Source organism: Mesorhizobium sp. M1423 (genome assembly GCF_040317575.1).
GTDB lineage: Bacteria > Pseudomonadota > Alphaproteobacteria > Rhizobiales > Rhizobiaceae > Mesorhizobium.
The window spans coordinates 190,497-210,171 of sequence record NZ_JAMYKU010000009.1 but is presented as its reverse complement, the minus strand read 5'-3'; the positions used below and the strand labels follow the sequence as shown (position 1 = coordinate 210,171).

Sequence of the window (19,675 nt, the reverse complement as noted above, 5' to 3'; positions counted from 1 at the left end):
TGCGGATTGTCCGCTAGCACCAATTTTCAGCCGCCGCAATCGGCCGGTTGCGCTCGACGACGCAGCTGTTGACGATCTGTTCAGCGCTGGCGATTTCGGCAGGTCCATTTCATGCCCTACATCAGGCAGGAACGCGAAAGGACATTTCATGGGATTGCTAGTCGAAGGCCAATGGCAGGACCGCTGGTACGATACCGGGGAGAGCGGCGGCAAATTCGTGCGGGCGCAGTCGCAGTGGCGCGACTGGGTGACCCGCCACGGCTTCCCGGCCGAAGGGCGAAAACGTGGCTTCAAGGCCGAGCCCGGCCGCTATCACCTCTATGTCTCGCTCGCCTGCCCGTGGGCGCATCGGACGCTGATCTTTCGCGTGCTCAAAAAACTCGAGGACGTGATTTCCGTCTCGGTCGTCCATCATTTCATGGGCGCCGACGGCTGGACGTTCCTGGCCGAGGACGGCGCCACCGGCGACACGCTCTACGGCCTCGATTTCCTGCACCAGATCTACACCAGGGCCGATCCCGGCTATTCGGGCCGGGTCACCGTTCCCGTGCTGTGGGACAAACGCGAGCAGACCATCGTTTCCAACGAATCCTCCGAGATTATCCGCATGCTCAATTCGGCCTTCGACGAATGGGGCGATGCCAAGCTCGATTTCTATCCGCAACCGCTGCGCGGCGAGATCGATGCGGTCAATGCGCTGGTCTATCCCGCGGTCAACAACGGCGTTTATCGTGCCGGCTTCGCCACCACGCAGCCAGCCTACGAGGAGGCGTTCGGCGAATTGTTCTCCACGCTCGACATGCTGGAGGACCGTCTGTCAAGGCAGCGCTATCTCGTCGGCGGCCGCATCACCGAGGCGGATTGGCGGCTGTTCACGACACTGGTCCGCTTCGACCCGGTCTATGTCGGCCATTTCAAGTGCAATCTGCGCCGCATCGCCGACTATCCGAACCTGTCGAATTATCTGCGCGACCTCTACCAGGTGCCGGGCGTCGCCGGCACGGTGAATTTGCACCACATCAAGTCGCACTATTACGGCAGCCACGAGACCATCAACCCGACACGCATCGTGCCGGTCGGGCCTGAGCTCGACTATGGCGCGCTGCACGACCGCAACAGGTTCAGGAAGGCGGCGTGAGACCGGCGCCCTAGCGTAAGGTTTCTGAGTCCATCTTTGCCCTTCTGACGAGATCAGCTTTCAATGTGGTATTTCCAAATCGATTGGAGTAGCCGAGCGACGTTGCCAGGAACGCCACGATGCCGCCGATCATGACGATCTGGACCGACATCTGGAGCGGGATTGCGCGAAACGATCCCGACAGCAGAAGCACGGCCATTCCCAAACCCATTTCTATCAGGCTTGAGAAGCCGACCATTTTCCAGAATTCAGTGCGAGTAAAAAGCCGAGCATGTCGCTTTATAAAAACGAAATATGTCACGAATGCCGCAAAAAGTTGTATTGCGAACTGGATGCCTCTTCCGCTTTTTTCCAACCTGAATGGATCTATCCCAAGGACCATTGTCGAAATTAAGGCTGTAAAAAGAATTGTTGTCACAGTAATTACCGTGTAAAGTGAGATATATAGTACGATTCTAAACCTGTCGTTTTGGCTATGTTTCATTTTTCTCTTATCGCCTAATATATATATTTCTCTCGGAGAACAATGGATGTTGCCGGCCTAAACCGAAGCAGCCAAAGCTGTTGGAGAGATGATCTACCAGTAAGGCGATGCCGAATTCCCCTCAAAAACTTCGGCAATCCGCCGCAGCGTCGCCGGTGTCGTGCCTTCCGGCAAGCGGTCGAGCGGAAAGAAGCCGGCTTCGGCGATCTCGCGGTCGGGCAGCTTGGGTGCTGGCTGGTCGAACTCCTCGACCAGATAAAGGCCGACATGATCGCGGCGGCTGGCGCGGCGGTTGAAATGCAGCGATTTCAGCACCGGCGGTCCGGTCAGCGCGATGTTGCCTTCCTCGAAGACTTCGCGCGTCAGCGCCTCGATCATCGTCTCGCCCAACTCGACGCCACCGCCGGGCAGGTGCCAGCCAGGGACATAGGTGTGGCGGATGAGGAAGACGGAATTGGAAGGGCGGTCGTGGATCAAGCCGCGCACGCCGAGCGTCATCGGCCGCCGCAGTACGAAGTACAGGTGAAACAGCCTTGCCCTGAAGCCCGGCCAGCCGGTCTGGCGCAGGGCTTGCTCCGGATCCGGCGTCATCGTCCGCGAAACCGTGAGTGGAAAGCCGCGCGCGCCTCGCCTATGAAGAAAAGATGTTCAGGCTCGCGCATATTTCCGATGTCCACCTGGGGCCGCTTCCCGATGTAACCTATCGCGATCTCGCCTCCAAGCGCGTGGTCGGTTACGTCAATTGGCAGCGTAACCGCCGCCGCCACATGCACGACGCCGTCATCGACACGATCGTCGCCGACATGAAGGCCAGCGGGCCGGACCATCTCGCCATCACCGGCGACCTGGTCAATCTGGCGCTCGACGGAGAGATCGAGATGGCCAAGCACTGGCTGGAGACGCTGGGCTCGCCCAATGACGTGTCGGTCGTGCCGGGAAATCATGATGCCTATGTGCCGGGCGCCTTCGACAAGACCTGCCGGTCCTGGGCAGCATGGATGACCGGCGACGGCGTCAATACGCCGGTCGACCGCAACACCTTTCCCTATCTGCGCGTGCGCGGCGATGCTGCGCTGATCGGCGTCTCCACGGCGCGCGCCACGGCTCCGTTCATGGCCAACGGCTTCTTTCTGGAAGGCCAGGCGGAAAGGCTGCGCGACATGCTCGACGCCACAGGCAAGCGCGGCCTGTTCCGGGTGATCATGATCCACCACCCGCCGGTGCGCGGCGCCGTTTCGCAGAACAAGCGGCTGTTTGGCATCTCGCGCTTCCACAAGGTTCTTCACCGGCACGGCGCCGAGCTTGTGCTGCACGGCCATTCGCATGTGCCGTCGCTCTTCTTCATCGGCGCCCGCAAGGCCAAAATCCCGGTGGTCGGGGTCGCCGCCGCCGGGCAGGCCCCCGGCAGTTCGCATGCGCCGGCGCAATACAATCTGCTCGACATCGACGGTGAAAAGGACAATTGGCGGATCAAGCTGACGCGCCGCGGCCTGACCGGGCCGGCATTGCCGCCCAGCGACCTGCAGACAATGGAGCTTGGCGTCGAGGCCGAGGCGTCGATGGCTAGAGTAATTCCAGGAAAAGTGTGAAACGGTTTTCCGTCCGGAATTGCGTCAAAACAAAGAGATAGAGCCGTTCAGCGTTTGCGTGAAACGCTGAACGGCTCTAGAAGCTGATTTTCATTGCGACGATGCGGTCCCAGAACAGCACGAGCGAAATCGCCAGGCCGACCAGGGCGCCGGCGGCGATCAGGCCCAGGCCCGAGAAGAAGGCCGACCAGCCGTTGCTGCGCGCAGGGACATGCAGCGGCGGCTCGGCCTCCGCCACCAGGGCGCGTTTCAGGCCGGCGACGGCCTGCTCGATGCCGCCTTCCATCATCCTCTGGCGTTCGACGACGCGCTCGGCGACATAGCGCGTCACCTGATCGGCAACGACCTTCATCTCGGTCGACTCGGCGAGCACGACGCGGCCGATGCGCGTGTCCTTGAGAAAGCGGTAGGTGCGGCGGTCGCGTCCCATGGCGACATGGCTGACGGCGTCGATCCACAGCCTTGGCTGCAGGCCGGACGAGACGGCGAAGTCGAAACTGTCCATGTCGGTGGGTACGTCGCCGAACACCGGCGCGAGTTCGGCGGCAAGCAGATCGAGCCGCATACGATGCGCCTCGCGCATGTCGACGACGACGTCGTCGCGGTCGGCGAAGGCGTTCTTGACGTCGCGAATGGCATCGGACAGTTTTCGCGACTGATCGATCTGGGTGATGTTCTCGCCTGCATCCTTCATCGGCGTTGCCTCGCGGGTTTGGTTAACACCGAATTAACACAGCCGCCGGCAAAATGCACTTGCGAGATCGATGGGTGGGCAAGGGTTCGCTGGAGCAGCACCAGCGCCGCCGCGGTGCCTGTGCGAAGACCGATCAGCTCGCCGCAGCGGCGAATCCCGGACGAAGCCGCCTGCCGCGGCGCCTCATATTGCGACGGACGGCCTCGACGACCAGGCCGGGCGCTTCCTCGACCAGCATGTGGCCGGCTTCCAGCACGTGGTGCAGATGAAAACGCTTCGGCAGGCCGTCCGCTTGGCTGACGGGCAGCACCGCGTCGTCCGTCCCCCAAACCACCATCACCGGCATGTTCAGCGTTTCAAGCCGCTCGCTCGGGATGACACCTTGCCGATCATCCCTGGTCATGGCGGCTGCGAGCTCGACAAATGTCCCCAACTGGCCGGGACGCTGGCGCATCTCGTTGAGGAGATCGACCCGGTGCTGCGGGGGCTGGCTTTGCGGTCCCGACATGGCGGCAAGGCAGGCGCGGATTTCGTCGGTGCCGGCAGCGGCGGCGTAGCGGCGCAGCAGCGGGCCATTGATCTCAGGACCAAGACCGCCCGGTGCCAGCAGCGTCAGCGAAGCCATTCTTTCGGGCTCGCTCAATGCCATCAGGGCGGCCACGGCGCCGCCCATCGAATGGCCGACGAGATGGGCCCGCTTTATCCCGCGTGCGGAAAGGTCCGCAAGGACGGCACTGGCTGCGATCCTGGCCGGACCGCCGCCCGGAAAATCGAACGACAAGCCATGACCCGGCAGATCATAGGCCAAGGTCCGCGCGCCCGGAGCCAGAGGCGCGACCACATCGCGCCAGTCGTCGTGGCAGCCACCGAAGCCATGCAGGAAGACAATCGTCGTCGGGCCGGTGCCCCGTTCGGCAGCGTAAAGGGATCGGGTCATGCAAACTTAATGGGTTTGTGCCGGGATCAGTCCGGATGCCGGGGGGATCAGTCTTTGTGCCGCGATTGGTCTTTATGCCGCGATGGGTTTGGGCCGGTTCAATCGTGTCTGAATTGCGCTTTGGCCGTGCGGATGGCCAGTAAAATTTTCGCGATCAGCTGACGTCGTGCACGCGCCGGAAGACGTCAGCTGGCACCGCCAAGCCCGGCGGCGCGCAGGGCCTCTACCAGCCGGTTGGTCAGATCGGCGGGATATCTTCGCTCGACGAACGTTGCACGCGGATCGGCTGCGAATTTCGGGAATTTGGTGGTCAGTTCCTGCAGCAGCCTGCTTGCCAGCTTTTCGCGGCCGGCAGCGTTGGCACCGATCAGCCGCGCCGCCAGATAATGCGATTTCATTTCCGTCGTTCGCAAGCCGTCGCTGGCAAGCGTCGCCTTGTTCATGTCGCCCATCATGAACTCTCCTGCGAACAGCCCGTAATCCCACCATGTCGGATGGGCGCTGGCGATATCCACCGCGTGAGCAAGGATCGGGGTGCCCTCGCTGTACCTGCCGGCGAAAACGAGCCCGTAGCCATAGGCGGCGGCCATTGCGAGATCGTAGGGATTGAGTTCGTAGGCCTTGCGCATCCAGCGGATCGATTCCTCGGAATTGCCGATGCGCGAGTTGAGATAACCAAGGGCGCGGTGCGCATAGGGGCTGGTGGGGCCCATCTGGATGGCGCGATGGGCAAACATCATCGCCTTTTCCATCGTCGCGTCGGCGGGGTAGGGGTAATGGTCGGTGACCGCCTCCAGATGCAAGGACGCGAGTTCCGAATAGACGAGCGACGACTTCGCCTCCCGGTTGGCAAGATCTTCGAGGCAGCGGTAGGCGGCTTCGTGCGTCTGCGCGTTCTGGTCGAGATAATATTTGCCGTTGAGCACCAGACACGCCGTCAGCCCGGTCTGGATGCCGCTCTGCTCGATGTAATTGTAGATCGTGCCCGAGGCGGGAAGAGCCGAGCTCAAAATGCCGGAGATTTGGTCCTCGATAGCGGTGTTTGCGCTGTCGCCGGCGGTCAGGTTGCGTGACAGCAGCACGCGGCCGGTCGCCACGCTCTGCAGCTCGAGCATAGTGTCGCCGCTGCGCGGCCCGGGCAGGACATCGAACACGAAGCTGGCGGCGTCGGTAAGTGGATCGGGCGGGCTGTCGGCATCACGACCGATGAAGTTGATGGTATCGAAGCCGCTAAGGCCGGCGCGCAGCGATGCGGCAACGCGGCGAGCCAGGTCGCTGTCGGCCTTGATGGCGATGTAGATTTGGGGGAGGTTTTCAACTGGAGGGGCCGCTATGCTGCCGGTCGCCACCGCGGTCTCGACCGCCGTGTCGCCGCCGGTCAGCAATACCACGCTGCCCTGGCGAAGGATCAGCACACCCAGCATGAGGATGACCAGCGCGATCGCCAGCCAGAAGAACTGCAAATGGCGCTGCAGTGACGGTGCGGCGGGGGTGAGCGCTGGAACGCTCAGCAATGCAGCCGGATGTGCCCGGTTGCGGGCATCCTCCGAGGATCCGGGCGGGGCGCTCGTCGCCGCCTCCTCTGTCGCCGGCTGCGGCTTGCTCTCTGCCTCGGCCTCCGCCGGCAAGCGAATGGCATTGAGTTCGTAGGATGGAACATAGCCGCCGCGCGGAATGGCGATGCGGACCGGTTCGGCAACGCCCTCGTTGGCGAAGTACTGCTGCAGCAGCTCGCGCAGCCTGCCGGCCTGCACCCGCACCACCGCATCGGTCGACGGATCGAAATCGCCGTCCTTGCCGAAGACGTCCATCGCTATAGAGAAGCCCTTGAGCCTATCGGCTTCGCCTGCCTGCTCGCGCTCGACCAGGTAGCGGAGCAGCTTGCGCGCGCGCTCGGATCGTCCGAACGTTTCGCTGGCCAGCAATCGCTCCAACGTTTCGCGCACTGCGGGGGCGGCAGGCGTGGTATGCTGCAAGTGTCGATCCCTTCGAATTCGGCACAGGTTGAGGTACGATCATATAGCGCTGGCGCCGCCTTACAAGCATGTGCTTATGGTGCGATAGCGTACCCACCGGATAAATATCCGGTGGGCTGATGGCGCGGGCCTGGCAGTTTCGGCTAGCCGCCCTTTCGGCCGACGATGCGGTTGGCGGCCGAAACCACGGCTTCGAGCGAGGCGGCGACGATATTGGTGTTGATGCCGGCGCCGAACAGCTTGCCGCCCGGATGTTCCATCTCGACATAGGAAATGGCCGAGGCATTCGAGCCGCGCTGCATGGAATGCTCGGAATAATCGAGCACCGACATCGGCACCCCGACATGGCGCGACAGCGCATCGACGAAGCCGTCGATCGGGCCAGTACCGGTGCCGGATATGGTCACCTCCTTGCCCCTGTCGAGGATCACCGCTTCGACCACGCGCCGGCCCTTGACCTCGGTGTCGGGGTAGGTGTGGTGGTCGAGGAACTTCAGCCGCGCGCCGGGCTGGTCGACATAGGTGTCGAGAAAACGCTCGTAGATGCGCTTGGCCGGCACCTCCTTGCCTTCGGCGTCGGTGATCGCCTGGATGGCCTGGCTGAACTCGATCTGCAGGTTGCGCGGCAGGTTGAGGCCGTAATCCGCATGCAGCACATAGGCGATACCGCCCTTGCCGGACTGCGAGTTGATGCGGATGATGGCTTCGTAGCTGCGGCCGACATCGGCCGGGTCGATCGGCAGGTAGGGCACCTCCCAGTGCGGCGTGTTGGCCTTGCGCAGCGCCTTCATGCCCTTGTTGATGGCGTCCTGGTGCGAGCCGGAAAAGGCGGTGTAGACGAGCTCGCCAACATAGGGATGGCGCTCGGGGATCTTCAGCTGGTTGGAGTATTCGTAGACGTCCTTCATGCGGTTGATATCGGAGCAGTCGAGTCCGGGATCGACGCCTTGCGTGTACATGTTGAGCGCCAGCGTGACGATGTCGACATTGCCGGTGCGCTCGCCATTGCCGAACAGCGTGCCTTCGACGCGGTCGGCGCCCGCCATCAGGCCGAGTTCGGTGGTGGCGATGCCGGTGCCGCGGTCGTTGTGCGGATGCAGCGAGATCAACAGGTTCTCGCGGTTGTCGAGATTGCGGCACATCCATTCGATGCGGTCGGCATAGATGTTAGGCGTCGACATCTCGACCGTGGAGGGCAGGTTGATGATCAGCTTGTTTTCCGCCGTCGGCTGGACGATTTCGGTGACGGCGTTGCAGATCTCCAGCGCCACTTCGAGCTCGGTGCCGGTAAAACTCTCCGGCGAATATTCAAAACGATAGCCGCCGCCGGCCTTCGCCGCCATGTCGGTGATCATCTTGGCCGCATCGGTGGCGATCCGCTTGATGCCGGCGACGTCTTTCTCGAAGACGACGCGGCGCTGCAGCTCGCTCGTCGAATTGTAGAAATGGACGATCGGGTTGGTGGCACCCTTGAGCGCCTCGAAAGTGCGGGTGATCAGTTCCGGCCGGCACTGCACCAGCACCTGCAGCGAGACGTCGGTGGGCACGTTGCCTTGTTCGATGCACCAGCGGGCGAAATCGAAGTCGGTCTGCGAGGCCGACGGGAAGCCGATCTCGATCTCCTTGAAGCCCATGTCGAGCAGCAGGGCGAACATGCGCGCCTTGCGTTCCTGGCCCATCGGATCGATCAGCGCCTGGTTGCCGTCGCGCAGGTCGACCGAGCACCAGATCGGCGCCTTGTCGATCACTCTCGAAGGCCAGGTGCGATCGGCAAGGCCGACGGTCGGATAGGGCTGGTATTTGCGGGCGGCGTCCGGCATGCCCTTTACCGCAGGCTTGCTGATTTCCTCTACATTCAGGCGGATATCTTCTCGTGCGTTCATCGTCGTTTCTCCCGGCGGCTCGCGGATCCAGCTTCAGGCGGATTGGTGGCGAGCGGCGCCTTTACCAGAATTTCGTTCGCTTGATGTGACGTGCCAATTTGTGACTGGCCAAGGAGCGTGCGCGTGAGCGGCAATTCGACCGCCGGGCGCTCCTTCAGCGAACCCGGCGATCGCCGATAAGGCCGAGAAGCAGCAGGGTGGAGGCAAGCGCGCGAACGGTCTGGCCGGCAATGCCGGTCGGGCGGGACGCAAAAGAGGTGGCGCGCGGGCTCATGGCGGATTTCATACAGGAGCGGGCAAAGCGAGGCAAGTGGGAGCCTCGCCGTCGCAGAAGCTGCCGATCTCCCCCCGCAAGGGGGAGATTGGATGTCGCCTTGGTTTTCGCCAACATTCAAAGTTGAGGGTGGGGCAACTTTGTTCTTGCTTTGTGCCGGCAGCTATGCTACTAATCTGGCTATGGTGCTGATTGGCGCCGAGGACCCGCCGTCGAGGCGGGTTTTTTATTTCCGGCACCTCCCAGGAGGAAACATGACCACACCCGATCCGATCCGCCGCTTTGTCGAAGCCACCAATGCCGGCGATAGCGAAGCCTTCCTGGACAGTTTCACGCCCGACGCCTTCCTGAGCGACTGGGGCCGGTCGTTCAAGGGCCGCGAGCAGATTGCGCGCTGGAACCAGTCGGACAATATCGGCGTGCAATCCAGGCTCCGCATCCTCGGCATCGCAGCGAAGGACGGCACCTGCCGCGTTCGCATCGCCGTCGAAGGCAACGGTTTCAACGGCGACGGCGATATGGTCTTCACGCTGGACGGCGAGCGTATATCGGGCCTGGTGATCAGCTGACGCACTGCCCGGCTGGTCTTTACTCCCGCAGGCTTCTCGCCACCAGCCGCGCCACGCTTGGGCCGACCAGAAGCACGATCAGGAAGCGTGCCGATTGCAGCGCCATGACGAAGGAGATGTCGACATGCTGCGCGGCGGCGGCGATGATGGCGACGCTGTCCATGCCGCCGGGGCTGGTCGCCAGATAGGCGGTCAGCGGATCGATGGCGAGCAGGCGGCTGATCAGGAAGGCGAGGCCGCCGCAAAAGACGATCAGGGCAATGATCGAGCCGACGATCTGCGGCAGCGCGCGGGCCGCGTGGCGCAAGATGGCCCTGGTGAAATTCAGGCCGATGCTCCAGCCGATCATCGTATAGCTCAAGGCGAGCAGCCAGGGCGGCAGCTGCATGGTCACGCCGAGCCCGAGATGGATCACGGTGCCGAAAATGAAGGTGCCGAGGAAGAACGGCGACGGCAGCCGGAAAAGCTTTCCGGCGAGGCCGCCGACCAGCGCCACGCCGAACGTCGCGGCCAAGCCTTGCGGGTCGACCGGCGGGAACCAGACGATGGCCGGCACCTCGATGCCTGAGGTGTCGACCCAAAGCTTGGCCACCAGGGCTGCCGTCATCGAGACGCAGATGACGCGCAGATAGAGCATGAAGGCGACGAGGCGCTGGTCGGCGCCGAAGGCACCGGCCATCAGCACCATGGCGGTGGCGGCGCCCGGCGACGAACCCCAGACGGCGGTGGTGCCGGGCAGGATGCGCCAGCGGCTGATCAGCCAGCCAAGCAGGCTGGATGCCGCGACCGTCGCCATCACGACGCCGAGGAATAGCGGCCATTCCTTGTAGAAGACGGGAAAGATATCGGCCGAGATGGAACTGGCGACCAGGCAGCCGACGACCGCCTGGGCTGAGCCGAACAGAACCCGCGGCACGCGCACCGTGGCGCCGTTGGTGCCGGCAGCGAGGGCCGCCAGCATCGGTCCGATCAAGAGCGCGGCGGGAAGGGCGGCGAGTTCCAGCGCGCCGGCAAACAGCACCGAGACCACCATAAGGACCGGCCACTGCCAAGCCTTGTGGATCCGCGCCAGATGCTCGATGGCCGGCGGGTTCGGGGAAGAATCCATAGATGGGCTCTTAGACCGGTCGCGGAAAAATGCGAGCCGTTTTGCGGGGGAAAAGGGCTTGGGTGGTAATGGCACCAGCCATCCGTAGCGATCCTTCGCGCCCCCCTCTGTCCTGCCGGACATCTCCCCCTCTAGTGGGGAGATTGGATGTCACGTCGGCCTTCGCCAATCTCCAAAAAGAGAGCTGTCGGCGAAGCTGCCAATCTCCCCACTTGAGGGGGAGATGGCCGGCAGGCCAGAGGGGGGCGCTGTCCCGCCGGCCTCTCCCTCTATTCCGCCTTCGCCGGCAACCCAAACCCACCAGCCGGATGCGTCTCCACCTGGAACTCGAAGCCGGCGATGATCGGCCGTGCCTTGGCGATTGCCGCCTGGACTTCGGGCAGCTGCAGCGAAGCTTTATGGCTTTCGGCGTCGGTCCACACTTCGGTCACCCAAATCGCGTCGGCGTCGACCGGGTCGGTGGCGATGATGTAGTTCAGGCAGCCGGGCATGGCGCCGGTGCTGGCGAGCAGGACCTCCATGACCGCGTCGCGCTGGCCGCGCGTCGCCCGCATCTTGCCGATCAGTCCGTACATTCGCTTTGCTCCGTTGAGATTACGCAACCAGGAGTATGCAGTTCGCCGTCTACGGCATCAACTGGCCGCCATTCACCTCGATCACCTGGCCGGTGATGTAGCCGCTCAACAGATGGGAGGAGAGGAACAGATAGGCGCCAACGCAGTCCTCGGCGGTGCCGGCGCGGCCCTGCGGGATGGTGGCGATCATGCCTTTCATCTGGTCGTCGGTCGAGTAACGCTCGTGGAAAGGTGTCGCGATCGTGCCGGGCGCCACCGCGTTGACGCGGATGTTGAAACCGATCAGCTCCTTGGCCATGCCGCGCGTGACGTTGGAGACGAAGGCCTTGGCCGAGCCGTAAAGGCCGGCGCCGCCACCGGCGCCGTTGCGCGCGGCGATCGAGGAGGTGTTGACGATGAAGCCGCCCTGCCGCTTCAGCCATGGGATCGCCTTGCGCGAAGCTGTCAGCACGGAACGCGCGTTGAGGTCCATCACCGCGTCGTAATGCGCCTCGGTCTGCTCGGCATAGGGCACGCGGCCGAGCATGCCGCCGGCATTGTTGACGAGGCCGTCGAGCCGGCCGAAATGTTGCGCACTGTCCTCGACGACGCGCTCGACATCGGCGGGGATCGAGAAATCGCCCTGGGTCAGGAACACGTCGCCGCCACCGTTGCGAATGGTCGCCGCCAGGTTTTCGGCAGCCACCCGGCTCGAATTGTAGTGCAGTGCGACGCGACATTTCTGCGCGGCGTAGGCAAGTGCAAGCGCCGCGCCGATGCCGGTCGACGCGCCGGTGACCAGCACCGCCTTTCCGGCAAGGTCGGGGATGACCAGAGAGGGGCTGACAAGGGTGGTGGTGGCTGGCACGTCTATTCCTCCGGGGGACTCGGCCTGCTCTTCGTAGGCCCTCGCAGTCCTCGCGTTCAAGTCCGTAAAAGCCTATGGCCTGAGATAGGCGTAGCCCTGGCGCTGCAATTCGGCGAGCTTGACGACACCGCCTCTGTCGGCGGCATGGAAGCCGTCGAGCAGGTCGGCCAGGCCGATATCCATGCCGTGCATGGTGTTGGCGCAAGCGTGCGGGCTGAGCCCATCCTGGACAAGGCCGGCGAAACGCCCGGAAATGGCGGCGGATATGCCCTTCGACTTGAAGGCGGCAAGTGCTGGGCCGTGCACGACAAGCGCGATGTCGACCTTGCCGTCGGTGCCTTCGAAGTGGTTCTTGATGTTGCCGAGCACGAAATTGACCTTGTCGAGATCGCTGAGGTGATAGGCGACCTTTTGCCTTTCCTCTTCGACGGCCTTGACTTCAATGGCTGCCGCCTTGGTGGGGCGCAGCCCGAAAAGCCCGGCGGCCCCGGCAAGACCGACGCGGAAAATATCGCGGCGTCGCATGGCTTCATCTCCCATTTAGCCGGCCCGCGCAAATTGCGTGGCCTCGGCCTCGATCCTAGCATAAATTGACGTCACGTCTTGTCGGGGCAATGGAGGGGTAGCATGACGTCGAGGACCATAACGGGGACCATTGTGGGCGCCGGGCTTGGGGTTGCCTTGCTTGCCGCCGTCGCCGGCGCTGCTTTCGCCGATGACACGCTCAAACTCACCGAGCTCAGCCCCGACGGCAAGGACGCCTGCTTCGGCCGCGTCTACGACGCCGCGCATCTCAAGTCGCATCCGCACCAGAAGGTGGCGCGCATCTTCTTTTACTACGGCCGCGATCCGGTCAGCCGGCCAAACGAGGAGCCAAGCACCGGCATCGATTCCTCCTACAATGGCTTCATGGCGACGACGGTACGCGGCGCCAAGGCGCCGGAATGGCTCGGCGGTTGGTGCAGCCATGAATCGGAGGACGGCAAAACCGGTCCGATCCGTTGCGGCATGGACTGCGATCGCACCATGGCTTTGCTGAAGGTCGACGACAAGGGCCGGCTGATCGTCTCGGACGTGCAGCCCGATCTCTATCTCGACGCCGGATCGGAAGACGAGCTCGGCAAGGCGGAGTACGAAAGGCAGGCGTTGGGCAAGGACGACAACGGCTTCAGGCTCGACCCGATGCCGGCCGCGACCTGCAAGGCGGAGTTCGCCCGCGTCGACCCGATCGACCCGGCCCTTGGCCCGCCATTGCGCGAGCGACTGAAGCCGGACCAGGCCTTCTGCTACGGGCGCGACTACGATGCCGCGCATCTCGGCTCGCATCCCGATCAGCTGACGCAGACGATCCGGGTTTATCGCGGACCGGTCGAGCTGGCGTCTTTCGCCGGGGCTGGCGATCCGGCCAATTGGCCAAGCGGCGCCGATATCGCCGTTTCGGTTACCACGCGGCAGAAATCGGCCAAGTTAACGCAGCTCTATAACTGCCAGGGCGAAGGCGACCAATGGCGCTGCGCGGCCAGCGCGAAGACGGGTGGTGCCTCCTGCGATATCGCGCAAAAGGAGATTTTCCTCCGCCGCGGCGCCAACGGCACGATGATGCTGGCCAACCCAAACAGCGGCCTGCCGATCATCGATCTGTGCTCGAAAGCGGCGGAAGGCGACACCAGCTCCGACGACAAGGTCTACCGGCTGGAGCCGATGCCGCAGGTCGCCTGCAGGCCTTGATCATGTGACGAGGAGGTGGATGCCATGCGCAAGACAAGGGTGTTTTGGTCCGGCCGCTCGCAGGCGGTGCGCTTGCCAAAGGAGTACCGTTTCGACACCAAAGAGGTTTTCATCAGCCGCCACGGCCAGAGCCTCATTATCGAGCCTCTTGCGCAGGATTGGGCTTGGCTGGACAGCGTGATCGGTCCGCTTGATGACGATTTCGCGGAGGCGGCTCTGGAAAGTCCGTCGGATCAGATCCTCGAATCCATGGCGCGCAGCGGCTCGGAATGAGGGCTACAGCGATCCTTCGCGCCCCCTCTGTCCTGCCGGACATCTCCCCCACTTGGGGGGAGATCGGCAGCTTCCTCGCGTCACTCACTCCTGCGACTATGGCTATTGGCAAAAGCCGCGGTGACGGCCAATCTCCCCACTTGTGGGGGAGATGTCCGGCAGGACAGAGGGGGCGCGAAGGATCACGACTGAGCGATTTTTCTGCGCGAATTGCTTCACGCGAACGGCACGGCCGTCGTGCCCTTGGGCAGTTTCGCTTCGTCGTCGGGCTCGACATGGATGATGACGCGGACGGAAGGGATCTCTGCCTGCAGTGCGTCCTCGATGCGGTCGCAGATGACGTGGCTGGCGCTGACCGACATGTCGGCGTCGACGACCAGATGGAACTCGATGAAGGTGGCGCGGCCGGCGATGCGCGTCTTCAGGTCGTGGACCTCGAGCGCGCCCTTGCAATTGGCAGAGATGATGTCGCGGATACGGATATGTTCCTGGGTATCGACGGCGCGGTCCATCAGCCCGTTCATCGACGAGCCGATGACGTGCCAGCCTTGCCACAGGATGTTCAGCGCCACGATCACCGCAAGAGCCGGATCGAGAACCTGCCAGCCGGTCAGCACGGCGCCGACCAGGCCGATGAACACACCGACCGAGGTCGCCACGTCGGTCATGATGTGCCTGCCGTCGGCAACCAGCGCCGGTGATTTTTCACTCCGTCCGGTGCGGATCAGCGTCAAGGCCCAGACGGCGTTGATGACGGTTGCGACGCCGTTGACGGCGAGGCCGGTCCATGGCTGTTCGAGCGGGGCCGGATGCTGCCACGACCACCAGACCTCATTGAGGATCAGCAGGGCGGCAAGCACGATCAGCACGCCTTCCAGGACGGCCGAGAAATACTCGGCCTTGTGGTGGCCGAACGGATGGTCCTGGTCGGCTGGCTTGTAGCTGACCTGGATCGCCCAATAGGCGGCGGCCGAGGCAATGACGTTGACGATCGATTCCAGCGCGTCCGAATAAAGCGCAACCGAACCGGTGACGTACCAGGCCACCAGCTTGAGGCCGAGCACGACGAAGGCGACGACGATCGACCAGAAAGCGAGGCTGGCGACCTTCTGCCTGGCGGCTGCTTTGATTTCTGCCGCGGTCACTGGGGAAGAAATCCCAACACTGAGCCCTCGAATTAAGCGGCCTTTTCCTTGGCCTTGCGCGGCAGGTGCGCGACGATGTTCTCGATGATGCGCATGCCGGCATTGTGGCCGAGCGTCATGATCGATTCCGGGTGGAACTGCACAGCGGCGATCGGCTCCTTGCGGTGCTCGAAGGCCATGATGATGCCGTCCTCGGTCTCGGCGGTGACGACAAAACCATCGGGCAGCCGCACCGGATCGGCAAAGATCGAATGATAGCGGCCGACCGTCACCTCCTTGGGCAGGCCGGAGAAGATGATGCCCGGCTTCGACACGCGGATGCGCGACGGCTTGCCATGCATCGGGATGTGCAATTGCCGCAATTCGCCGCCATAGGCCTCGGCCAACGCCTGCAGCCCGAGGCAGACGCCGAAGATCGGCAGGTCGCGCGCACGGGCTCGCTTGATGGTGGCGGCGCAGTCGAAGTCCTTCGGCGTGCCGGGGCCGGGCGACAGCACGACCAGGTTGGGCTTCAGCCGGTCGAAGACCTCGTCCGGCACCGGCGTGCGCACCGTCGAGACATTGGCGCCGGTCTGGCGGAAATAATTGGCCAGCGTGTGGACGAAGGAGTCCTCGTGGTCGACCAGCAGGATGTTGACGCCATCGCCGACCCGCGCGGTGCTGCGTTCGGTGCTGGCGGCATTGCCTGACTTGGCGTCGCGGATGGCGGAGATCATGGCGGATGCCTTCAGTTCGGTTTCGGCTTCTTCTTCTTCGGGTATGCTGTCGAAGAGCAGCGTGGCGCCGGCGCGCACCTCGGCAATGCCGTCCTTGATGCGGATGGTGCGAAGCGTCAGGCCGGTGTTCATGTCACCGTTGAAATTGACCATGCCGATCGCCCCGCCATACCAGGCGCGCGGGCTCTTCTCGTTCTGCTCGATGAAGCGCATGGCCCATAATTTCGGCGCGCCGGTGACGGTGACGGCCCAGGCATGCGACAGGAAGGCGTCGAAGGCGTCCATGCCTTCGCGCAGCCGTCCCTCAATGTGGTCGACGGTGTGGATCAGGCGCGAATACATCTCGATCTGGCGACGGCCGATGACGCGCACCGAGCCCGGCTCGCAGACCCTCGACTTGTCGTTGCGGTCGACATCCGAGCACATGGTGAGTTCGGACTCGTCCTTCTTGGAATTGAGCAGCTTGAGGATCTGCTCGCTATCGGAAATGGCATCGTCGCCGCGCTTGATAGTGCCGGAGATCGGGCAGGTCTCGACGCGGCGGCCGTTGACGCGAACGAACATTTCCGGCGAGGCGCCGATCAGATATTCGCCCTCGCCGAGATTGATGAAGAAGGAATAGGGCGAGGGATTGATGCTCTTCAGCTTGCGGGAAATCTCGGAGGGCTGGGTTTCGCAGCGTTCGTAGAACATCTGCCCCGGCACCACTTCGAACAGGTCGCCGCGCTCAAAGCTCTTCATCGCCTTGCGCACCAGCTTGGCATATTCGCCGGGCTCGTGGTCGCCGCGCGGCGGGATCCGGTCGGCGGTCCTGAACGGCTCGACGATTTCGTCGCGCGGCAGGCCTTCGGTCGAAAAGCCGTCGCCGGAATAGTCGTAGCGGTCGGTCCAGGCCTTGGTGGAATAGTGGTCGACGACGAGGATCTCGTCGGGCAGGAACAGCACGAGATCGCGCTGGCTTGGCTTGCGCTCGAGCTTGTAGTCGACCGGATCGAACTGGAAGGCGAGGTCGTAGCCGAAGGCGCCATAGAGGCCGAGATTGGCGTCTTCCTCGGTCTTGAACAAAGCAGTGATGGCGCGCAGCACGGTGAACACGGAGGGAACGCGGCTGCGTTCCTCTTCGGTGAAGACACGGCCGGGCTTGGCGACCTCGAGGCGGATGAGTTTGTTCGACGTCTCGGCGATCGTGACATCGTCAAGGCCAGCAAGCACCGTACCGATCACCGGCAAAAGCACCTCGCCACGGCGGTTCAGCGCCTCGATGCGCATGGCGCGGCCGCGTGCCGAGATCACCAGCGGCGGATCGATGATGGCGGTATCCCAGCGCGTATAACGGCCGGGATATTCGTAATTCGAGGAAAACACGGCGCCGCGGCGCGAATTCAGGCCATCGACATAGCCGTCGATCGCGCCCTCATATGACCGGTCATGGCGCTGGCGGGTAATCGCCACGCCGACCGCGGTGACGAAGCGCTCGGCGCCATTCTCCAGAATTTTCGTCGTCATTGCCGTCTCCATCAGCGTCTTTGGGGCAACGGACCCGGGAATGGCTTGAAAAAACAAATGGCCGCCCGGACATTCCGCTGCGGCCACCTTCTATTGTCACGCGAACGCGTTCGAACAGGCCGCTGTCAGCGAGCCCACCACCAAATGGTCTTGATCGAACGCATATTCATGGCGAAATCCATAGCCGCGAAAAGCGGTATGCGCAACAGGTTTGAAAGTCTGTGGGGTGGCTGCTGCTTTCGCAACCCATGGCACATGGCCAAGACCGGCAGTCCTGCCTAGACTCTGCATCAAACAGCAGGAAGACGGGAAAACATCGATGACCGAGCAGATCGACCGCGCACGGACGTTCCATTCCCTCCATGTCAAGGGCAACCCGATTGTCCTCTACAATGCCTGGGACCCAGGCTCCGCCAAGATCATCGCGCAAGCAGGGGCCAAGGCCATCGCCACCGGAAGCTGGCCGGTCGCGGCCGCTTTCGGATTCGCCGATGGCGAGAAAATCCCGTTGGAACTGGCGCTCGAAAACATCAAACGCATCGTTGCGGCGGTGGATCTGCCGGTAACCATGGACCTCGAGGGCGGTTACGGGGTCGCTCCGGAGGTTGTCGCCCGCAGCGTGGGGCTCGCCGTGCAGGCTGGAGCCGTCGGCTTTAATTTCGAGGATCAGATTGTCGGCGGCAGTGGGCTGCACGACATCGCCATACAGGTGAGGCGGATCGAAGCCGCCGCGGCGGCCGTGAAGACCTCGGGTATTCCGGCCTTCATTAACGCCCGAACCGACATTTTCCTGAAGGCGAAACCGGATGCGCACGACAAGGCTCTCCTCGATCAGGCGATCGAGCGGGCGCACGCCTACGAAAGGGCCGGAGCGCATGGCTTCTTTGCGCCGGGGCTTGCCGATGAAGGCCTGATCGAGGCGCTCTGCCAGGCAACGGCATTGCCGGTCAACATCATTGCACTGGCGCATGTGCCGCCGCGCCAGAGGCTTGCCGAACTCGGCGTCGCCCGCGTGAGCCATGGTCCGGTGCCTTACCGGCAGATGGCCGAATGGCTGGAGTCCAAGGCGCGACAGGCGATTTCGGGGTAGCCTGGCGGGTTGCGTCAGTCCTCCAGCGTCCCCGACCTTGCATCGGCACTCTTCCTGTCGCCGACCAGCTTCAAGAGGTCTTCGCCGGCGCGGATGATGCGGCGGGAACGCCGTGTCAGGATGAGGCCGGCCTGAGGCGCCAACACTTCCGTGCGACCGTCGGGCTCACCCGGCGCGTGGACGATGGTGGCAAGGCGCGCACCCTTGGTGACGCGGTCGCCCGGCTTCACGTGGTAGAGGATCGCGCCCGAGCGGGGCGCCGGCATCATCTCGATGTTTTCGATCGGCGCGACGAGCCCTCCGAAGCCGCCAGGCGCGGGCAGCGCCTGATCCCGGATGACGCCGCGCGCCACCAGCAGCCGGTAGAGCCCTTCGGCATCGGCGCCGGCGAGGGCGCCGTCGACATCGAGTATGCCGCGATATTCGACGGTGGTGGCGACGCGCCGGTCGAGGCGCGCGACGTCGGCCGGGACGTTCTGATACGGCATGATCGAGGCGCCTTCGAAGGTGCCGTCGGGGTCTTCGTCCCATAGCATCACCGCATCGACGCTCATGGCCGCCGCACAATCCGCCATGGCCGGCCACAGGCTGGCGTGGACGTAGAGATAGGCGAGGCCTTCATCGTCGCAATGCAGGTCGAGCACGATGTCGTGGCCGATGGAGAGCTGCAGCAGCCGCGTCTTCAGCCGCTGATCGACTGTGCCGTGCGCCGGCAGGAGCGTGACGTCGGGCGCGGCGAGCCGCGGAAAGCCGCGATTGAAATTGGTGCGCGTCCCCAGATGGAAGCGGCCCTGATGGTCGCCATAGAGATATTGCGCGCGGCCGATCGGATTGGCCCAGGGCACGATGGTCATATTGCCGCTGATGCGGCCTTCGGCTTCCGCCCTGCTGAGCATCGGCATCAGCGCATCGATGGCAACGACGCCCGGCAATTCGCCGGCATGAAGTGCCGCCTGCAGATAGGCCGAAGGCGCTGTCTTGTCCGTTCCGGTGAAGCGGAAGACGGGGAATTCGTAGGAAACGCCCTCGCTGTCGCCGGCGATGCGTTCGATGGATTTCTGCATGGACTGTCTCCAGGAAACGAGACCGAACACATGCCCTTTCGCCAATACACTGTCGATTGGTCCAGCTTTTCGCGCTATG

The 19,675-nt window shown here is 63.4% G+C and carries 19 protein-coding genes; 6 read left to right on the top strand and 13 right to left on the bottom strand.

What is annotated here, in order from left to right; all coding sequences use genetic code 11:
- Positions 1 to 148: 148 nt before the first annotated feature.
- The gene (locus NKG95_RS14375) at positions 149 to 1,138 is read left to right on the top strand and encodes a glutathione S-transferase family protein (protein WP_023719264.1); all 990 of its coding nucleotides are present in this window, start codon (positions 149 to 151) and stop codon (positions 1,136 to 1,138) included.
- A gap of 10 nt (positions 1,139 to 1,148) precedes the next feature.
- Here NKG95_RS14375 and NKG95_RS14370 read toward each other — a convergent pair whose 3' ends face one another.
- Entirely contained in the window at positions 1,149 to 1,622 is a 474-nt protein-coding gene (locus NKG95_RS14370) for an ABZJ_00895 family protein (protein WP_353041205.1), read from the bottom strand.
- Between the two features lie 93 nt (positions 1,623 to 1,715).
- On the bottom strand, positions 1,716 to 2,213 hold the full coding sequence (locus NKG95_RS14365; protein ID WP_352642764.1) for an NUDIX domain-containing protein: 498 nt from the start codon (positions 2,211 to 2,213) through the stop codon (positions 1,716 to 1,718).
- Positions 2,214 to 2,266: 53 nt separating this feature from the next.
- Between NKG95_RS14365 and NKG95_RS14360 the strand changes: the two genes are divergently transcribed.
- On the top strand, positions 2,267 to 3,211 hold the full coding sequence (locus tag NKG95_RS14360; RefSeq protein WP_352494797.1) for a metallophosphoesterase family protein: 945 nt from the start codon (positions 2,267 to 2,269) through the stop codon (positions 3,209 to 3,211).
- A gap of 76 nt (positions 3,212 to 3,287) precedes the next feature.
- On the opposite strand, the gene NKG95_RS14355 is transcribed toward NKG95_RS14360, so the two are convergent.
- The 4 genes from NKG95_RS14355 to leuA all read right to left on the bottom strand — a co-directional run bounded on the left by NKG95_RS14355 (position 3,288) and on the right by leuA (position 8,638).
- Entirely contained in the window at positions 3,288 to 3,905 is a 618-nt protein-coding gene (locus NKG95_RS14355; protein WP_352494772.1) for a hypothetical protein, read from the bottom strand.
- A gap of 133 nt (positions 3,906 to 4,038) precedes the next feature.
- Positions 4,039 to 4,842: an alpha/beta fold hydrolase gene (locus NKG95_RS14350; protein WP_353021786.1), complete on the bottom strand. Its 804-nt coding sequence runs from the start codon at positions 4,840 to 4,842 to the stop codon at positions 4,039 to 4,041.
- A 185-nt stretch (positions 4,843 to 5,027) separates the two neighbouring features.
- Positions 5,028 to 6,818 carry a tetratricopeptide repeat protein gene (locus NKG95_RS14345; RefSeq protein WP_353041203.1) on the bottom strand — a complete coding sequence of 597 codons (1,791 nt, stop codon included), beginning with the start codon at positions 6,816 to 6,818 and terminating at the stop codon, positions 5,028 to 5,030.
- A 143-nt stretch (positions 6,819 to 6,961) separates the two neighbouring features.
- A complete protein-coding gene (gene leuA, locus NKG95_RS14340) occupies positions 6,962 to 8,638 on the bottom strand; it encodes a 2-isopropylmalate synthase (RefSeq protein ID WP_353041223.1) in 1,677 nt (558 codons plus the stop codon).
- A gap of 591 nt (positions 8,639 to 9,229) precedes the next feature.
- Between leuA and NKG95_RS14335 the strand changes: the two genes are divergently transcribed.
- A complete protein-coding gene (locus NKG95_RS14335) occupies positions 9,230 to 9,544 on the top strand; it encodes a nuclear transport factor 2 family protein (RefSeq protein ID WP_352846535.1) in 315 nt (104 codons plus the stop codon).
- Between the two features lie 19 nt (positions 9,545 to 9,563).
- Here NKG95_RS14335 and NKG95_RS14330 read toward each other — a convergent pair whose 3' ends face one another.
- From NKG95_RS14330 to NKG95_RS14315, 4 genes are all read right to left on the bottom strand, one after another.
- Entirely contained in the window at positions 9,564 to 10,652 is a 1,089-nt protein-coding gene (locus tag NKG95_RS14330; RefSeq protein ID WP_353041201.1) for an AbrB family transcriptional regulator, read from the bottom strand.
- A gap of 269 nt (positions 10,653 to 10,921) precedes the next feature.
- Complete coding sequence (locus NKG95_RS14325) at positions 10,922 to 11,227, bottom strand: putative quinol monooxygenase (RefSeq protein ID WP_353041199.1); 306 nt, start codon at positions 11,225 to 11,227, stop codon at positions 10,922 to 10,924.
- A 49-nt stretch (positions 11,228 to 11,276) separates the two neighbouring features.
- The gene (locus NKG95_RS14320) at positions 11,277 to 12,074 is read right to left on the bottom strand and encodes an SDR family NAD(P)-dependent oxidoreductase (protein WP_353041197.1); all 798 of its coding nucleotides are present in this window, start codon (positions 12,072 to 12,074) and stop codon (positions 11,277 to 11,279) included.
- A 72-nt stretch (positions 12,075 to 12,146) separates the two neighbouring features.
- Positions 12,147 to 12,599 carry a DsrE family protein gene (locus tag NKG95_RS14315; RefSeq protein WP_352450551.1) on the bottom strand — a complete coding sequence of 151 codons (453 nt, stop codon included), beginning with the start codon at positions 12,597 to 12,599 and terminating at the stop codon, positions 12,147 to 12,149.
- A gap of 102 nt (positions 12,600 to 12,701) precedes the next feature.
- Here NKG95_RS14315 and NKG95_RS14310 point away from each other — a divergent pair, with 102 nt between their 5' ends.
- Positions 12,702 to 13,802, top strand: a complete 1,101-nt coding sequence (locus tag NKG95_RS14310) for a hypothetical protein (RefSeq protein WP_353041195.1) — start codon at positions 12,702 to 12,704, stop codon at positions 13,800 to 13,802.
- Positions 13,803 to 13,826: 24 nt separating this feature from the next.
- Complete coding sequence (locus tag NKG95_RS14305; RefSeq protein WP_353041193.1) at positions 13,827 to 14,075, top strand: antitoxin; 249 nt, start codon at positions 13,827 to 13,829, stop codon at positions 14,073 to 14,075.
- 215 nt (positions 14,076 to 14,290) lie between these two features.
- Here the strand turns inward: NKG95_RS14305 and NKG95_RS14300 are convergent, their stop codons facing one another.
- On the bottom strand, positions 14,291 to 15,220 hold the full coding sequence (locus NKG95_RS14300; protein ID WP_502913951.1) for a cation diffusion facilitator family transporter: 930 nt from the start codon (positions 15,218 to 15,220) through the stop codon (positions 14,291 to 14,293).
- A 32-nt stretch (positions 15,221 to 15,252) separates the two neighbouring features.
- Positions 15,253 to 17,442, bottom strand: coding sequence for an anthranilate synthase (locus tag NKG95_RS14295; protein ID WP_353041191.1), 2,190 nt, complete (start codon positions 17,440 to 17,442; stop codon positions 15,253 to 15,255).
- A 319-nt stretch (positions 17,443 to 17,761) separates the two neighbouring features.
- On the opposite strand from NKG95_RS14295, the gene NKG95_RS14290 reads away from it, so the two are divergent.
- Positions 17,762 to 18,532, top strand: coding sequence for an isocitrate lyase/PEP mutase family protein (locus NKG95_RS14290; RefSeq protein ID WP_023719246.1), 771 nt, complete (start codon positions 17,762 to 17,764; stop codon positions 18,530 to 18,532).
- Between the two features lie 14 nt (positions 18,533 to 18,546).
- Here NKG95_RS14290 and NKG95_RS14285 read toward each other — a convergent pair whose 3' ends face one another.
- Positions 18,547 to 19,596, bottom strand: a complete 1,050-nt coding sequence (locus tag NKG95_RS14285; protein WP_353041189.1) for a M14 family metallopeptidase — start codon at positions 19,594 to 19,596, stop codon at positions 18,547 to 18,549.
- Between the last annotated feature and the right edge of the window lie 79 nt (positions 19,597 to 19,675).

Excerpts from the sequence above, each read along its gene's own strand:
- NKG95_RS14375 (WP_023719264.1), top strand. The coding sequence starts at position 149 with ATGGGATTGCTAGTCGAAGGCCAATGGCAGGACCGCTGGTACGATACC.
- NKG95_RS14370 (WP_353041205.1), bottom strand. The coding sequence starts at position 1,622 with ATGAAACATAGCCAAAACGACAGGTTTAGAATCGTACTATATATCTCA.
- NKG95_RS14365 (WP_352642764.1), bottom strand. The coding sequence starts at position 2,213 with ATGACGCCGGATCCGGAGCAAGCCCTGCGCCAGACCGGCTGGCCGGGC.
- NKG95_RS14360 (WP_352494797.1), top strand. The coding sequence starts at position 2,267 with ATGTTCAGGCTCGCGCATATTTCCGATGTCCACCTGGGGCCGCTTCCC.
- NKG95_RS14355 (WP_352494772.1), bottom strand. The coding sequence starts at position 3,905 with ATGAAGGATGCAGGCGAGAACATCACCCAGATCGATCAGTCGCGAAAA.
- NKG95_RS14350 (WP_353021786.1), bottom strand. The coding sequence starts at position 4,842 with ATGACCCGATCCCTTTACGCTGCCGAACGGGGCACCGGCCCGACGACG.
- leuA (WP_353041223.1), bottom strand. The coding sequence starts at position 8,638 with ATGCCGGACGCCGCCCGCAAATACCAGCCCTATCCGACCGTCGGCCTT.
- NKG95_RS14335 (WP_352846535.1), top strand. The coding sequence starts at position 9,230 with ATGACCACACCCGATCCGATCCGCCGCTTTGTCGAAGCCACCAATGCC.
- NKG95_RS14330 (WP_353041201.1), bottom strand. The coding sequence starts at position 10,652 with ATGGATTCTTCCCCGAACCCGCCGGCCATCGAGCATCTGGCGCGGATC.
- NKG95_RS14325 (WP_353041199.1), bottom strand. The coding sequence starts at position 11,227 with ATGTACGGACTGATCGGCAAGATGCGGGCGACGCGCGGCCAGCGCGAC.
- NKG95_RS14315 (WP_352450551.1), bottom strand. The coding sequence starts at position 12,599 with ATGCGACGCCGCGATATTTTCCGCGTCGGTCTTGCCGGGGCCGCCGGG.
- NKG95_RS14310 (WP_353041195.1), top strand. The coding sequence starts at position 12,702 with ATGACGTCGAGGACCATAACGGGGACCATTGTGGGCGCCGGGCTTGGG.
- NKG95_RS14305 (WP_353041193.1), top strand. The coding sequence starts at position 13,827 with ATGCGCAAGACAAGGGTGTTTTGGTCCGGCCGCTCGCAGGCGGTGCGC.
- NKG95_RS14295 (WP_353041191.1), bottom strand. The coding sequence starts at position 17,442 with ATGACGACGAAAATTCTGGAGAATGGCGCCGAGCGCTTCGTCACCGCG.
- NKG95_RS14290 (WP_023719246.1), top strand. The coding sequence starts at position 17,762 with ATGACCGAGCAGATCGACCGCGCACGGACGTTCCATTCCCTCCATGTC.
- NKG95_RS14285 (WP_353041189.1), bottom strand. The coding sequence starts at position 19,596 with ATGCAGAAATCCATCGAACGCATCGCCGGCGACAGCGAGGGCGTTTCC.